This window comes from Flavobacterium glycogeni, assembly GCF_048286775.1.
GTDB lineage: Bacteria > Bacteroidota > Bacteroidia > Flavobacteriales > Flavobacteriaceae > Flavobacterium.
In genome coordinates this window covers 26,058-38,660 of the sequence record NZ_JBLVPV010000013.1, presented here as the reverse complement: position 1 = coordinate 38,660, position 12,603 = coordinate 26,058, and the positions used below count along the sequence as shown (strand labels likewise).

Sequence of the window (12,603 nt, the reverse complement as noted above, 5' to 3'; positions counted from 1 at the left end):
TTCGACTAAGTCAATTATTATTTGTTGTACAACTCTACGATTAATTGTTCTTTAATGTTTTCTGGGATTTGAAGTCTCGCAGGTACAGAAACGAAAGTACCTTCTTTGATATCATTATTCCAAGTAATCCATTCATAAACATGACTTGAATTAGATAAAGAACGTTCGATAGCTTCTAATGATTTAGATTTTTCACGAACAGCAACTTTATCACCAGGCTTAAGGTGGTAAGAAGCAATATTTACTACATCACCGTTAACGGTAACGTGTCTGTGAGAAACTAATTGTCTAGCGCCTCTTCTAGAAGGAGCAATACCCATTCTAAAAACTACGTTATCTAATCTTGCTTCACACAATTGTAAAAGAACTTCACCAGTAACACCTTTAGTAGCTGATGCTTTTTTGAATAAACCTCTGAATTGTTTTTCTAAAATTCCGTAAGAATATTTAGCTTTTTGCTTTTCCATTAACTGGATTGCATATTCAGATTTTTTACCTCTTTTTTTAGCCATCCCGTGTTGTCCAGGTGGGTAATTTCTTTTTTCGAAAGATTTGTCATCTCCGAAGATTGCTTCGCCAAATTTACGAGCAATTCTAGTTTTTGGACCAGTATATCTTGCCATTTCTAAAAATTAAATTAAGGTAGAGATTATGAATTCAGGTCATATCCTTCGCTAATCGTATGTTCTACCTAGTTATACTTAAATATATAATTAAACTCTACGTCTTTTAGGAGGACGACATCCATTGTGAGGCATTGGAGTAACATCGATAATCTCAGTCACTTCAATTCCACCGTTATGCAAAGAACGGATAGCAGACTCACGTCCGTTTCCTGGTCCTTTTACATACACCTTTACTTTTTTAAGTCCAGCTTCAAGAGCTACTTTACTACAATCTTCTGCTGCCATTTGGGCTGCGTATGGAGTGTTCTTTTTAGAACCTCTAAAACCCATTTTACCAGCTGAAGACCAAGAAATAACTTCACCTTTTTTGTTTGTCAAAGAAATGATGATATTGTTAAAAGTAGCAGAAATATGAGCTTCTCCCGTTGATTCAACGATAACTTTACGTTTTTTTGCAGTTGCTTTAGCCATATTACTTATTATTTAGTTGCTTTTTTCTTGTTGGCAACAGTTTTTCTCTTACCTTTTCTTGTTCTAGAGTTGTTTTTAGTTCTTTGTCCTCTTAAAGGAAGACCAGTTCTATGACGGATACCTCTATAACATCCAATATCCATTAAACGTTTGATGTTTAAAGAAACTTCAGAACGTAATTCTCCTTCAATTTTAAAAGTTGATACCGCCTCACGGATTGCTCCGATCTCGTCATCATTCCAATCTTGAACTTTTTTATCTTGGCTAACTTGAGCTTTCTCTAAAATCTCAACAGCTCTACTTTTTCCTAATCCAAAGATATAGGTAAGTGCTATAACACCTCTCTTATTTTTTGGGATATCTACCCCTGCTATTCTTGCCATAATTATCCTTGTCTTTGTTTAAATCTAGGATTCTTTTTGTTTATTACGTACAATCTCCCTTTTCTTCGCACAATTTTGCACTCGGGACTTCTCTTTTTTACTGAAGCTCTAACTTTCATTTTGAATATCCTTTAATATCTATAAGTAATTCTTGCTTTTGACAAATCGTAAGGGCTCATTTCTAGTTTCACTTTATCACCAGGTAATAATTTGATGTAATGCATACGCATTTTTCCAGATATATGGGCGATTACAATATGTCCATTTTCTAACTCTACACGGAACATAGCATTTGATAATGCTTCAATGATAGATCCGTCTTGTTCTATTGCTGATTGTTTTGCCATAAATTAAGCTACTGCTTTTCTATTTTTACCACTTTTCATCAAACCATCATAATGTTTATTCAACAAGTATGAATTGATTTGCTGCATCGTGTCTATGGCAACTCCAACCATAATTATTAATGAAGTACCTCCAAAAAACATTGCCCAAGATTGTTGAACATCCATAAGACTCACAACAATTGCTGGGAACACAGCTATCAAAGCAAGAAATAAAGATCCTGGAAAAGTTATCAAGGACATCACTTTGTCAAGATAATCAGAAGTTTCAACTCCTGGTCTGATACCCGGAATAAAACCACCACTTCTCTTTAAATCATCAGACATTTTGTTAGTAGGAACTGTGATTGCAGTATAAAAGAAAGTAAATACAATTATTAAAGTTGCAAATACAAAATTATACCAAAATCCAAACATATTACTAAAAGCGCCAACGATTGATTGTGATGCATCTGATTTAGACAAACCTGCTAAGGCTGCTGGAATAAACATAATTGCTTGCGCAAAAATTATCGGCATAACCCCAGAAGCATTAAGCTTTAAAGGAATCCATTGTCTGTTTCCACCCAACATGTCTTGTTCAAAATCACCTGATGTTGTACGACGGGCATATTGAACAGGAATCTTCCTGATCGCCATTACCAATAACACACAACAAATGATAACTAATAACCAAATGATAATTTCAATAACCAACAACATCGGTCCACCATTATTATTGGTAACTCTTGTTGTAAACTCTTGAATAAAAGCCTGAGGTAATCTAGCCAAAATTCCAACCATGATTAACAAAGAAATACCATTTCCAATTCCTTTATCAGTAATTTTTTCTCCTAACCACATGGCAAAAATCGTCCCTGTAACTAAAATAACAACTGAAGAAAATAAGAATTCAAATGAATTGAATCCCAATAAAAATGCATTACTAGGTAATGTTCTATATAAATTATAGATGTAAGTTGGACCTTGAACTAAAGTAATTCCTATTGTCAACCAACGAGTAATTTGATTAATCTTTTTTCTACCGCTTTCTCCATCACTTTGAAGTTTTTGCAAATAAGGAATCGCAATTCCCATTAACTGAACAACAATAGAAGCAGAAATATAAGGCATAATTCCTAAAGCAAAAACAGAAGCTTGAGAAAATGCACCTCCAGTAAACATGTCAAGAATTGAACCAATTCCTTCTTTAGTTTGCCCAGCTAAATTACCTAACTGTGTAGCATCAATACCTGGCAGGGTTACTTGAGCCCCAAAACGATACACTAAAAGTAAACCCAATGTTATTAGGATTCTATTTTTCAGTTCCTCGATTTTCCAAACATTACTTATTGATTCAATAAATTTCTTCATATTAATTGAAAAATTACATTGTTACAGCTTCTCCACCAGCAGCTTCAATAGCAGCTTTTGCAGTAGCAGTAAATTTGTGAGCGGTTACTTTTAATTTTGCTGTCAATTCACCTCTACCTAAAATCTTAACGATTTCATTTTTAGTAGCTAAACGATTAGCAACATAAACTGTCATATCAACAGTATCTTTAATAACACCATTATCAACTAAAAGTTGCAGTGTATCAAGATTTACACCTTCGTAATCTTTACGATTGATGTTTGTAAAACCAAACTTAGGCACACGTCTTTGAAGTGGCATTTGCCCACCTTCAAAACCAATCTTTTTAGAATAACCAGAACGAGATTTTGCTCCTTTGTGACCTCTTGCAGAAGTACCACCTTTTCCAGAACCTTCTCCTCTACCTAATCTTTTATTTTGATTGTGTGTAGAACCTTCAGCAGGTTGTAAGTTACTTAAATTCATAACAGTATTTGTTATTTAGCTTCTTCAACAGAAACTAAGTGTTTAACTTTATTTATCATCCCAAGGATTGTAGGGTTTGAATCATGCTCTACAACTTGTCCCATTTTACGTAGACCTAAAGCTTCTAATCCTCTCTTTTGAGTAAGAGGACAGTTGATTTTGCTTCTAACTTGTTTTACTAATAATTTAGCCATAATTTCCTTGAATTAACCTTTAAAAACTTTTTCTAAAGAAACACCTCTTTGTTTTGCAACAGTATAAGCGCTTCTCATTTGTAATAAAGCATCAAAAGTTGCTTTTACCACGTTGTGAGGATTTGAAGATCCTTGAGATTTAGATAATACATCATGAATTCCTACTGATTCAAGAACTGAACGAACAGCTCCACCAGCAATAACTCCTGTACCATGAGAGGCAGGAATTAAGAATACACGTGCACCACCAAATTTACCTTTTTGTTCGTGAGGAACTGATTGACCATTCAAAGGAATTTTCACTAAATTTTTCTTAGCATCTTCTACTGCTTTCGCAATTGCTTCAGAAACGTCTTTAGATTTTCCTAATCCGTGTCCAACCACTCCATTTTCATCACCTACAACTACAATAGCAGAAAAACCAAAAGCTCTACCACCCTTTGTAACCTTAGTAACACGATTTACACTTACCAAACGATCTTTTAATTCAAGACCACTTGGTTTTACTAACTCTACATTCTTGTATTTACTATTAGACATACTATATTAGAATTTAAGTCCAGCCGCTCTTGCGCCTTCTGCTAATGATTTAATACGTCCGTGATATAAATAACCTCCTCTATCGAAAGTTACTACGTCTATCCCAGCTTTTAAAGCTTTTTCAGCAACTAGTTTTCCAACTGCTGTAGCAACTTCAATGTTCGTACCGTTACCTATTTCTTTTTCTCTTGAAGAAGCCGCCAATAAAGTAACTCCGTTTACGTCATCAATAAGTTGAGCGTAAATTTCTTTGTTACTTCTAAATACAGATAGTCTTGGATTAGTAGCAGTACCACTAATTGTCTTTCTAATTCTGAATCTAATTCGTTGTCTTCTTTCAGGTTTTGTTAATGACATAATCTTATTTTTTAAGCTGATTTACCTGCTTTTCTTCTTAATACTTCACCTACAAATTTAACACCTTTTCCTTTGTACGGCTCAGGCTTACGGAAACCTCTGATTTTCGCAGCTACCTGACCTAAAAGTTGTTTGTCAAATGATGTTAATTTAACGATAGGGTTTTTACCTTTTTCAGATATAGTTTCTAAAGTTACTTCTGGAGCAATTTCTAAAACTATATTGTGAGAGTAACCAAGTGCTAAATCAAGTTTTTGTCCTTGATTTGAAGCTCTATAACCAACTCCTACCAATTCTAATGACTTAGTAAAACCATCTGTTACACCGATAATCATGTTATTGATTAAAGATCTGTACAAACCGTGTTTTGCTCTTTGGTCTTTGTGATCAGAAGATCTATCTACTTGAACTAGATCCCCTTCAACTGTTACAGTTACGTCCGAAAACTCCTGAGTTAGTTGACCATTTTTTCCTTTTACCGTAATAATACCATCAGCAACTGAAACAGTTACTCCAGCTGGTATTGTTACTGGGCTTTTACCTATTCTTGACATCTTATATAGTCTTTAAAATTAGTATACGTAACAAATTACTTCGCCACCAACATTCAATTGTTTAGCTTTCTTTCCAGTCATTAAACCTTTAGAAGTAGAAACAATAGCAATTCCTAATCCGTTAAGGATTCTAGGAATGTTTGAAGAACCTGAATATTTACGTAAACCTGGTTTACTAATTCTTTGGATATCTTTAATTACGGACTCTTTAGTATCTTTATCATACTTCAAAGCAATTTTGATTGAACCCTGAACAGCGTTGTCTTCAAATTTGTAACTCAAGATATAACCTTGATCAAATAAGATCTTTGTTATTTCTTTTTTTAGATTAGATGCAGGAATTTCAACAACTTTGTGGTTTGCAGCCACTGCGTTACGAACTCTTGTCAAATAATCGGCAATAGGATCTGTATACATGTGTATTAATTTGCGGTTTTGGTTTTCGACAAACTATTCATCGAACCTGAAACCAATTTATAAATTTCTATAATTACGAATTTCAAATTACGAATTACATTTAAAATGTAATTCGTAATTTATAATTCATAATTGAATTTTACCAAGATGCTTTTTTAACACCTGGTATCAATCCGTTATTTGCCATTTCACGAAATGTAACACGTGAAAGACCGAATTGACGCATATACCCTCTTGGTCTACCTGTTAGTTTACAACGATTGTGCAAACGAACTGGCGAAGCATTTTTTGGTAACTTTTGCAAACCTACGAAATCTCCAGCTTCTAACAAAGCTTTTCTTTTCTCAGCATACTTAGCTACTGTTTTTTCTCTCTTAACCTCGCGGGCTTTCATTGATTCTTTAGCCATGTCTTAATTCTTTTTAAAAGGTAAACCTAGTTCAGCCAATAATGATTTTGCTTCCTTATCTGTTTTTGCAGTAGTTACGAAAGAAATATCCATACCTGAAATTTTGTTTACTTTATCAATATCAATTTCTGGGAAAATGATTTGTTCCAAAACACCAAGGTTATAATTTCCTCTTCCATCAAAACCAGTAGCTTTAATACCACTGAAATCTCTTACACGTGGTAAAGCTGAAGTAATAAGTCTATCTAAAAACTCATACATTCTTTCTCCACGCAAAGTAACTTTTGCTCCAATAGGCATCCCTTTTCTCAATTTGAATGACGCAACGTCTTTCTTTGAAATAGTAGATACTGCTTTCTGTCCAGTGATCTTTGTCAACTCATCAACTGCATAGTCAATTAGTTTTTTATCAGATACAGCTGCACCAACTCCTTTACTTAAAACGATTTTTTCCAATTTTGGAACTTGCATTACGTTTACGTATCCGAATTCCTCTTTAAGAGCAGCGATTACTCTGCTCTTATATTCTTCTTTTAGTCTAGGTATATACGCCATTACTATAGTACTTGATTAGATTTTTTTGAAAATCTTACTTTCTTATCTCCTTCTACTCTAATACCAACTCTAGTTGTTTCCTTAGTTTTAGGATCAATTAAAGAAATATTAGATATTTGTATAGAAGCTTCTTTCTTTACGATACCACCTTGAGGGCTTTTTGCACTAGGTTTCGTATGTTTTGAAACCATGTTTACACCTTCAACAATCGCTTTGTTTTTCTCACGGTACACACGTAATACTTTACCTTCAGCACCTTTATGGTCTCCAGCAATTACTCTTACGATGTCACCTGATTTTATTTTTAGCTTTATCATCTTAAAACGAATTAAAGCACTTCTGGTGCTAATGATACAATTTTCATGAATTGTTTTTCACGAAGTTCTCTTGCTACCGGACCAAAAACACGAGTTCCTCTCATTTCACCAGCAGCATTCAATAACACACATGCGTTGTCATCGAATCTGATGTATGAACCATCGGCTCTTCTTACTTCTTTTTTGGTACGTACAACAACTGCAGTTGAAACAGCTCCTTTTTTAACGCTTCCGTTAGGTGCTGTATCTTTGATAGAAACTACAATCTTGTCTCCAACAGAGGCATACCTTCTTTTGGTACCTCCCAAAACACGGATAGTTAAAACTTCTTTTGCTCCCGTGTTATCTGCTACTTTTAGTCTTGATTCTTGTTGTACCATAATTATTTAGCTCTTTCTAGGATTTCAACTAATCTCCAACATTTTGTTTTACTTAAAGGGCGAGTTTCGCTAATCTTTACAGTATCTCCAATGTTACAGTCGTTATTTTCGTCGTGTGCGTGATACTTTTTAGTTTTCAACACGAACTTACCGTATAATGGGTGTTTTACTTTACGCACTTCAGCAACTACGATAGATTTATCCATCTTGTCTGAAGTTACAACACCAACTCTTTCTTTTCTTAAATTTCTTTTTTCTTCCATCTTTCAGCAGATTACAATTATTGCAACTCTCTTTTAGTAAGTTCCGTAGCTAATCTTGCAACTGTTCTTCTTACACTTCTAATTTGAAGTGGGTTCTCAATTGGAGAAATAGCGTGAGCCATTTTTAGGTCGGCATATGCCTTCTTAGTCTGGCTAAGTTTTTCTTGCAACTCCGCTGCAGAAAGATCTTTTATTTCTGATTGTTTCATAATATAATATAGATTATGCTTCGAAATCTCTAGCAACGACGAATTTAGTTTTTACTGGAAGCTTTTGAGCTGCAAGACGTAACGCCTCTTTTGCAACTGACAAAGGTACTCCTCCAACTTCAAACATAATTCTTCCGGGTTTAACAACGGCAGCCCAATACTCAACTGCACCTTTACCTTTACCCATACGTACCTCAAGAGGTTTCTTAGTGATAGGTTTGTCTGGAAATATTTTGATCCATAATTGTCCTTCTCTTTTCATAAAACGAGTTGCAGCAATACGCGCAGCTTCGATTTGACGAGAGGTTAAGAACATTCCATCTTCATGTACAGATTTAATACCAAACATTCCATTAGAAAGTTCATGTCCTCTTTGAGAGTTCCCTTTCATTTTACCTTTTTGTACCTTACGGTATTTTGTTCTTTTAGGCTGTAACATTTTTCTTTAGTTTAAAAATTTACTTTCGTTTACGAGCGTCTGGTTTTCCACCTTTATTAAAAGGCTTTCTGTCTCCTCTAGGAGAATCACCACCTTTACCACCAGCACCAGATTGTTTTTTGTCCATTCCAGCAAGCGGAGAAAGATCTCTCTTTCCATAAACTTCACCTTTCATGATCCACACTTTGATTCCCATTCTACCATAAGTAGTATGAGCCTCTGCAAGTGCATAATCAATGTCAGCTCTGAAAGTTGATAGAGGAATTCTACCTTCTTTGAAACCTTCCGAACGAGCCATCTCAGCACCATTCAAACGACCAGAAATCAAAACTTTGATACCTTCAGCGTTCATACGCATAGAAGCAGCAATAGCCATTTTGATTGCACGTCTGTAAGAAATTCTGCTTTCGATTTGACGACAGATGCTTGTAGCAACTAGATACGCGTCAAGTTCAGGTCTTTTAATTTCAAAGATGTTGATTTGAACCTCTTTGTCAGTAATTTTCTTAAGTTCTTCTTTCAACTTGTCTACCTCTTGTCCACCTTTTCCGATAATGATACCAGGTCTGGCAGTAGTGATAGTAACGGTTACAAGTTTCAAAGTTCTCTCGATGATTACTTTTGATACACTAGCTTTTGATAAACGAGCATGGATGTACTTTCTGATTTTGTGATCTTCGGCAAGTTTATCACCGTAATCATTTCCACCATACCAGTTTGAGTCCCATCCTCTGATGATACCAAGTCTATTTCCAATTGGATTTGTCTTTTGTCCCATGCTGCTTAAGAATTGCTTTGTGTGTTATTGATAGCTCCAAGCACGATTGTTACGTGATTAGAACGTTTTCTAATTCTGTGTGCTCTTCCTTGTGGTGCTGGACGAAGTCTTTTCAACATCATTCCACCATCAACACGGATTTCCTTAACAAATAAACCAGCTTCTTCCATATTAGCTTCAGGGTTTTTAGCTTGCCAGTTGGCAATTACTGATAAAACCAATTTTTCTAATTTTCTTGAAGCTTCTTTAGAACTGAATCTTAAGATGTTAAGTGCTCTTTCTACCTTCTGACCTCTTACTAGATCTGCTACTAAGCGCATTTTTCTAGGTGAAGTAGGGCAGTTATTTAACTTTGCGAAGGCTAGTGACTTATTAGCCTCTTTTCTTGCATCTGCTGTTTCTCTTTTACGAACTCCCATTGCTTCTTATTTTTTACCTTTATTTTTTGCTCCAGCATGACCTCTAAAAGATCTAGTTGGTGAAAATTCTCCTAATTTGTGACCTACCATGTTTTCTGTTACGTAAACTGGTACAAATTGACGACCGTTATGAACTGCGATAGTTTGCCCAACAAAGTCTGGAGTAATCATAGAAGCTCTAGACCATGTCTTAACCACTCCTTTATTTCCACCTGCGATGTTTTCTTGAACTTTCTTGTCTAACTTATAATGAACGAAAGGTCCTTTTTTTAATGAACGTGCCATATCTTATTATTTCTTTCTACGTTCTACGATATACTTGTTACTCGGGTTTTTCTTAGAACGAGTTCTATAACCTTTAGCTGGTATTCCATTTCTTGAACGTGGATGTCCACCAGAAGAACGTCCTTCACCACCACCCATTGGGTGATCGACAGGGTTCATTGCAACAGGTCTTGTTCTAGGTCTTCTACCTAACCATCTTGTTCTACCAGCTTTTCCTGATACAACTAATTGGTGGTCTGAATTAGAAACCGCTCCAATTGTAGCCGAACAAGTCAACAAGATTAATCTTGTTTCCCCAGAAGGCATTTTAATTGTTGCATATTTTCCATCTCTTGCCATTAATTGAGCAAATGTTCCAGCTGAACGAGCGATTACAGCTCCTTGACCTGGTCTCAATTCGATACAAGAAATTACAGTTCCAAGTGGAACTCTACTTAAAGGTAAAGTATTACCAATTTCAGGCTGAGATTCTGGACCAGAAACTAATTTCTGACCAACTTTCAATCCGTTTTGAGCAATAACATACGTTTTCTCCCCATCAGCATAAGCTAACAAAGCGATAAATGCAGTACGATTTGGATCGTATTCGATTGATTTAACCGTCGCAGGAATTCCTTCTTTTGTACGTTTAAAATCAATGATACGATATCTCTGCTTGTGACCACCACCCGTATAACGCATGGTCATCTTTCCTTGACTATTTCTACCACCAGAGTTTTTTATCGGCGCTATCAAAGAGCGTTCCGGCTTATCAGTTGTAATGGCGTCATAACCATTCACAACTCTAAATCGCTGACCTGGGGTAATAGGTTTTAATTTTCTTACTGACATTTTATCTTAGATATTGTTGTAAAAATCAATTGTTTCTCCTTCTTGTACTTGAACAATTGCTTTTTTAATTGCATTCGTCTTTCCACTGATTAAACCACTTTTAGTGTATTTTGTAGTTCTATCCGGTCTTACGTTCATCGTGTTAACACTCAAAATAGTTACTCCATAAGCAGCTTCAACAGCTTTCTTAATTTGCACTTTATTTGCTTTTTTGTCAACAACGAATCCGAAGCGGTTTAAAACTTCACTTTCTTTGGTTACTTTTTCCGTTACTATAGGCTTAATTATGATGCTCATATCCTATTATTTACTTAAATTTTCTTCAATTATCTCCAAAGAGCTCTCTAAAAGCACTAAATTATTAGCGTTTAATATAGCGTAAGTACTTAATTCTAAGCTACTTACAACGCTAGAGCCTTTTAAATTGCGTGACGACAAATATACATTTTTATTTACATCACCCAACACAAACAGGGATTTTTTATTCTCTAACTCTAAAGCTTTCAAAACATTAATGAAATTTTTAGTGTTTGGCGTTTCAAAATTAAAGTCTTCAAGAACGATAATATTCGACTCTTTTGCTTTGATTGAGAAAGCAGATTTTCTAGCCAAACGTTTCAAGCTTTTATTCAATTTGAATGAATAACTTCTTGGTCTTGGTCCGAAAACTGTTCCACCACCTTTAAACAATGGATTCTTTGCACTACCCGCACGAGCAGTACCAGTTCCTTTTTGTTTTTTAATCTTACGTGTACTTCCCGCTACTTCAGCTCTTTCTTTAGCTTTGTGCGTCCCTTGTCTTTGATTAGCAAGATATTGCTTAACATCAAGGTATACTGCGTGATTGTTTGGTTCTATACCAAATACTGAATCAGAAAGTTGAACTTTTCTTCCAGTATCTTTTCCGTTGAAATCTAATACTTTTGCTTCCATTACTTCTGAATGATTACATAAGAGTTGTTATGACCAGGAACACATCCTTTAATAACAAGTAGGTTCTTTTCAGCCACTACTTTTAAAACTCTAAGGTTTTGAACTTTTACATTGTCTCCTCCCATACGTCCAGCCATACGCATTCCTTTGAATACTCTAGATGGATAAGAAGAAGCTCCTACAGAACCCGGCGCTCTTAAACGGTTGTGTTGACCGTGAGTTGCTTGACCAACACCACCAAAACCGTGACGTTTTACAACCCCTTGAAAACCTTTACCTTTAGACACACCTTGTACATCTACAAATTCTCCTTCAGAAAAAATAGAAACATCAATAAGATCTCCTAATTTTTGCTCTGTTGCGAAATCTTGGAATTCAACGACTTTTTTCTTAGCTACAGTTCCCGCTTTTTTAAAGTGACCTAAAGCCGCTTTTGTGGAATGTTTCTCGTTTTTGTCATCGAAACCAAGTTGCAACGCTTCATACCCGTCAACACCTTTGGTTCTGACTTGGGTAACAACACATGGTCCAGCTTCGATTACTGTACAAGGAATATTCTTCCCGTTCTCGTCGAAAATGCTAGTCATGCCGATTTTTCTACCAATTAACCCAGACATAAATATTAATTATTAATTATTAAATATAAATATAGAACGCAGCTTTTAACCGAATCCTATTTTTTTAAAGTGGTGCAAAAGTATAACTTATTTACACACAAACCAAAAAAATATTTTTCGCTTAAAAACAGCGCCCTTTTCTTACTAGTAAGCTATTTAAACTTTGATCTCTACTTCAACACCGCTAGGCAATTCAAGTTTCATCAAAGCATCAATAGTTTTTGACGAAGATGAATAAATGTCAATTAATCTCTTGTATGACATTACTTCAAATTGCTCTCTCGCTTTTTTGTTAACGTGTGGAGAACGTAGAACTGTAAAAAGTTTTTTGTGTGTCGGTAATGGAATTGGTCCTGTAACAACTGCACCGGTACTTTTTACCGTTTTTACAATCTTCTCAGCAGACTTGTCTACCAACATGTGATCGTAAGATTTTAATTTTATTCTGATTTTTTGACTCATT

General features: G+C 35.3%; 27 protein-coding genes. All 27 read right to left on the bottom strand.

Features of this window, described 5'->3' with window-relative positions:
* Window positions 1-17: 17 nt before the first annotated feature.
* The gene (rpsD, locus tag ACNQGX_RS11685) at window positions 18-623 is read right to left on the bottom strand and encodes a 30S ribosomal protein S4 (RefSeq protein ID WP_091173719.1); all 606 of its coding nucleotides are present in this window, start codon (window positions 621-623) and stop codon (window positions 18-20) included.
* A gap of 90 nt (window positions 624-713) precedes the next feature.
* Complete coding sequence (gene rpsK, locus ACNQGX_RS11680; protein ID WP_024981527.1) at window positions 714-1,097, bottom strand: 30S ribosomal protein S11; 384 nt, start codon at window positions 1,095-1,097, stop codon at window positions 714-716.
* 8 nt (window positions 1,098-1,105) lie between these two features.
* Entirely contained in the window at window positions 1,106-1,480 is a 375-nt protein-coding gene (gene rpsM, locus ACNQGX_RS11675; RefSeq protein ID WP_091203660.1) for a 30S ribosomal protein S13, read from the bottom strand.
* A gap of 2 nt (window positions 1,481-1,482) precedes the next feature.
* Window positions 1,483-1,599: a type B 50S ribosomal protein L36 gene (gene ykgO, locus ACNQGX_RS11670; protein ID WP_008992256.1), complete on the bottom strand. Its 117-nt coding sequence runs from the start codon at window positions 1,597-1,599 to the stop codon at window positions 1,483-1,485.
* 12 nt (window positions 1,600-1,611) lie between these two features.
* Window positions 1,612-1,827 carry a translation initiation factor IF-1 gene (infA, locus tag ACNQGX_RS11665; protein ID WP_007136545.1) on the bottom strand — a complete coding sequence of 72 codons (216 nt, stop codon included), beginning with the start codon at window positions 1,825-1,827 and terminating at the stop codon, window positions 1,612-1,614.
* A 3-nt stretch (window positions 1,828-1,830) separates the two neighbouring features.
* Window positions 1,831-3,177: a preprotein translocase subunit SecY gene (gene secY / locus ACNQGX_RS11660; RefSeq protein ID WP_099713440.1), complete on the bottom strand. Its 1,347-nt coding sequence runs from the start codon at window positions 3,175-3,177 to the stop codon at window positions 1,831-1,833.
* A 13-nt stretch (window positions 3,178-3,190) separates the two neighbouring features.
* A complete protein-coding gene (gene rplO, locus ACNQGX_RS11655; RefSeq protein ID WP_066081007.1) occupies window positions 3,191-3,643 on the bottom strand; it encodes a 50S ribosomal protein L15 in 453 nt (150 codons plus the stop codon).
* An 11-nt stretch (window positions 3,644-3,654) separates the two neighbouring features.
* Window positions 3,655-3,837 (bottom strand): 50S ribosomal protein L30, encoded by a 183-nt coding sequence (gene rpmD / locus ACNQGX_RS11650; RefSeq protein WP_027310825.1) that lies wholly within the window; start codon window positions 3,835-3,837, stop codon window positions 3,655-3,657.
* Between the two features lie 12 nt (window positions 3,838-3,849).
* The gene (gene rpsE / locus ACNQGX_RS11645) at window positions 3,850-4,377 is read right to left on the bottom strand and encodes a 30S ribosomal protein S5 (protein WP_035668102.1); all 528 of its coding nucleotides are present in this window, start codon (window positions 4,375-4,377) and stop codon (window positions 3,850-3,852) included.
* Window positions 4,378-4,383: 6 nt separating this feature from the next.
* The gene (gene rplR / locus ACNQGX_RS11640) at window positions 4,384-4,734 is read right to left on the bottom strand and encodes a 50S ribosomal protein L18 (RefSeq protein WP_039110219.1); all 351 of its coding nucleotides are present in this window, start codon (window positions 4,732-4,734) and stop codon (window positions 4,384-4,386) included.
* Window positions 4,735-4,745: 11 nt separating this feature from the next.
* Complete coding sequence (gene rplF / locus ACNQGX_RS11635; RefSeq protein ID WP_417976421.1) at window positions 4,746-5,288, bottom strand: 50S ribosomal protein L6; 543 nt, start codon at window positions 5,286-5,288, stop codon at window positions 4,746-4,748.
* 18 nt (window positions 5,289-5,306) lie between these two features.
* Window positions 5,307-5,705 (bottom strand): 30S ribosomal protein S8, encoded by a 399-nt coding sequence (gene rpsH, locus ACNQGX_RS11630; protein WP_131917006.1) that lies wholly within the window; start codon window positions 5,703-5,705, stop codon window positions 5,307-5,309.
* 139 nt (window positions 5,706-5,844) lie between these two features.
* Entirely contained in the window at window positions 5,845-6,114 is a 270-nt protein-coding gene (rpsN, locus tag ACNQGX_RS11625; RefSeq protein WP_007136553.1) for a 30S ribosomal protein S14, read from the bottom strand.
* A gap of 3 nt (window positions 6,115-6,117) precedes the next feature.
* Window positions 6,118-6,669, bottom strand: a complete 552-nt coding sequence (gene rplE, locus ACNQGX_RS11620) for a 50S ribosomal protein L5 (RefSeq protein WP_131917005.1) — start codon at window positions 6,667-6,669, stop codon at window positions 6,118-6,120.
* Window positions 6,670-6,671: 2 nt separating this feature from the next.
* A complete protein-coding gene (rplX, locus tag ACNQGX_RS11615; RefSeq protein ID WP_035668111.1) occupies window positions 6,672-6,986 on the bottom strand; it encodes a 50S ribosomal protein L24 in 315 nt (104 codons plus the stop codon).
* Window positions 6,987-6,997: 11 nt separating this feature from the next.
* On the bottom strand, window positions 6,998-7,366 hold the full coding sequence (gene rplN, locus ACNQGX_RS11610; RefSeq protein WP_026717863.1) for a 50S ribosomal protein L14: 369 nt from the start codon (window positions 7,364-7,366) through the stop codon (window positions 6,998-7,000).
* 2 nt (window positions 7,367-7,368) lie between these two features.
* Window positions 7,369-7,629, bottom strand: a complete 261-nt coding sequence (rpsQ, locus tag ACNQGX_RS11605; protein WP_131917004.1) for a 30S ribosomal protein S17 — start codon at window positions 7,627-7,629, stop codon at window positions 7,369-7,371.
* A gap of 17 nt (window positions 7,630-7,646) precedes the next feature.
* A complete protein-coding gene (rpmC, locus tag ACNQGX_RS11600) occupies window positions 7,647-7,838 on the bottom strand; it encodes a 50S ribosomal protein L29 (RefSeq protein WP_035668115.1) in 192 nt (63 codons plus the stop codon).
* Between the two features lie 13 nt (window positions 7,839-7,851).
* Window positions 7,852-8,277: a 50S ribosomal protein L16 gene (gene rplP / locus ACNQGX_RS11595; protein ID WP_007803637.1), complete on the bottom strand. Its 426-nt coding sequence runs from the start codon at window positions 8,275-8,277 to the stop codon at window positions 7,852-7,854.
* 19 nt (window positions 8,278-8,296) lie between these two features.
* Window positions 8,297-9,055 carry a 30S ribosomal protein S3 gene (gene rpsC, locus ACNQGX_RS11590; RefSeq protein WP_035668118.1) on the bottom strand — a complete coding sequence of 253 codons (759 nt, stop codon included), beginning with the start codon at window positions 9,053-9,055 and terminating at the stop codon, window positions 8,297-8,299.
* A 5-nt stretch (window positions 9,056-9,060) separates the two neighbouring features.
* Entirely contained in the window at window positions 9,061-9,474 is a 414-nt protein-coding gene (gene rplV / locus ACNQGX_RS11585; RefSeq protein WP_035668120.1) for a 50S ribosomal protein L22, read from the bottom strand.
* A gap of 6 nt (window positions 9,475-9,480) precedes the next feature.
* On the bottom strand, window positions 9,481-9,759 hold the full coding sequence (gene rpsS, locus ACNQGX_RS11580; RefSeq protein WP_007136562.1) for a 30S ribosomal protein S19: 279 nt from the start codon (window positions 9,757-9,759) through the stop codon (window positions 9,481-9,483).
* Between the two features lie 6 nt (window positions 9,760-9,765).
* Window positions 9,766-10,590: a 50S ribosomal protein L2 gene (gene rplB, locus ACNQGX_RS11575; RefSeq protein ID WP_035668122.1), complete on the bottom strand. Its 825-nt coding sequence runs from the start codon at window positions 10,588-10,590 to the stop codon at window positions 9,766-9,768.
* Window positions 10,591-10,596: 6 nt separating this feature from the next.
* Window positions 10,597-10,887: a 50S ribosomal protein L23 gene (gene rplW / locus ACNQGX_RS11570; protein WP_035668124.1), complete on the bottom strand. Its 291-nt coding sequence runs from the start codon at window positions 10,885-10,887 to the stop codon at window positions 10,597-10,599.
* Between the two features lie 6 nt (window positions 10,888-10,893).
* On the bottom strand, window positions 10,894-11,523 hold the full coding sequence (gene rplD, locus ACNQGX_RS11565) for a 50S ribosomal protein L4 (protein ID WP_091173690.1): 630 nt from the start codon (window positions 11,521-11,523) through the stop codon (window positions 10,894-10,896).
* Window positions 11,523-12,140 carry a 50S ribosomal protein L3 gene (gene rplC / locus ACNQGX_RS11560; RefSeq protein WP_035619642.1) on the bottom strand — a complete coding sequence of 206 codons (618 nt, stop codon included), beginning with the start codon at window positions 12,138-12,140 and terminating at the stop codon, window positions 11,523-11,525. Before rplC ends, rplD begins: the two co-directional genes overlap by 1 nt.
* A 156-nt stretch (window positions 12,141-12,296) precedes the next feature.
* Window positions 12,297-12,602 carry a 30S ribosomal protein S10 gene (gene rpsJ / locus ACNQGX_RS11555; protein ID WP_011963470.1) on the bottom strand — a complete coding sequence of 102 codons (306 nt, stop codon included), beginning with the start codon at window positions 12,600-12,602 and terminating at the stop codon, window positions 12,297-12,299.
* Window position 12,603 lies beyond the last annotated feature (1 nt).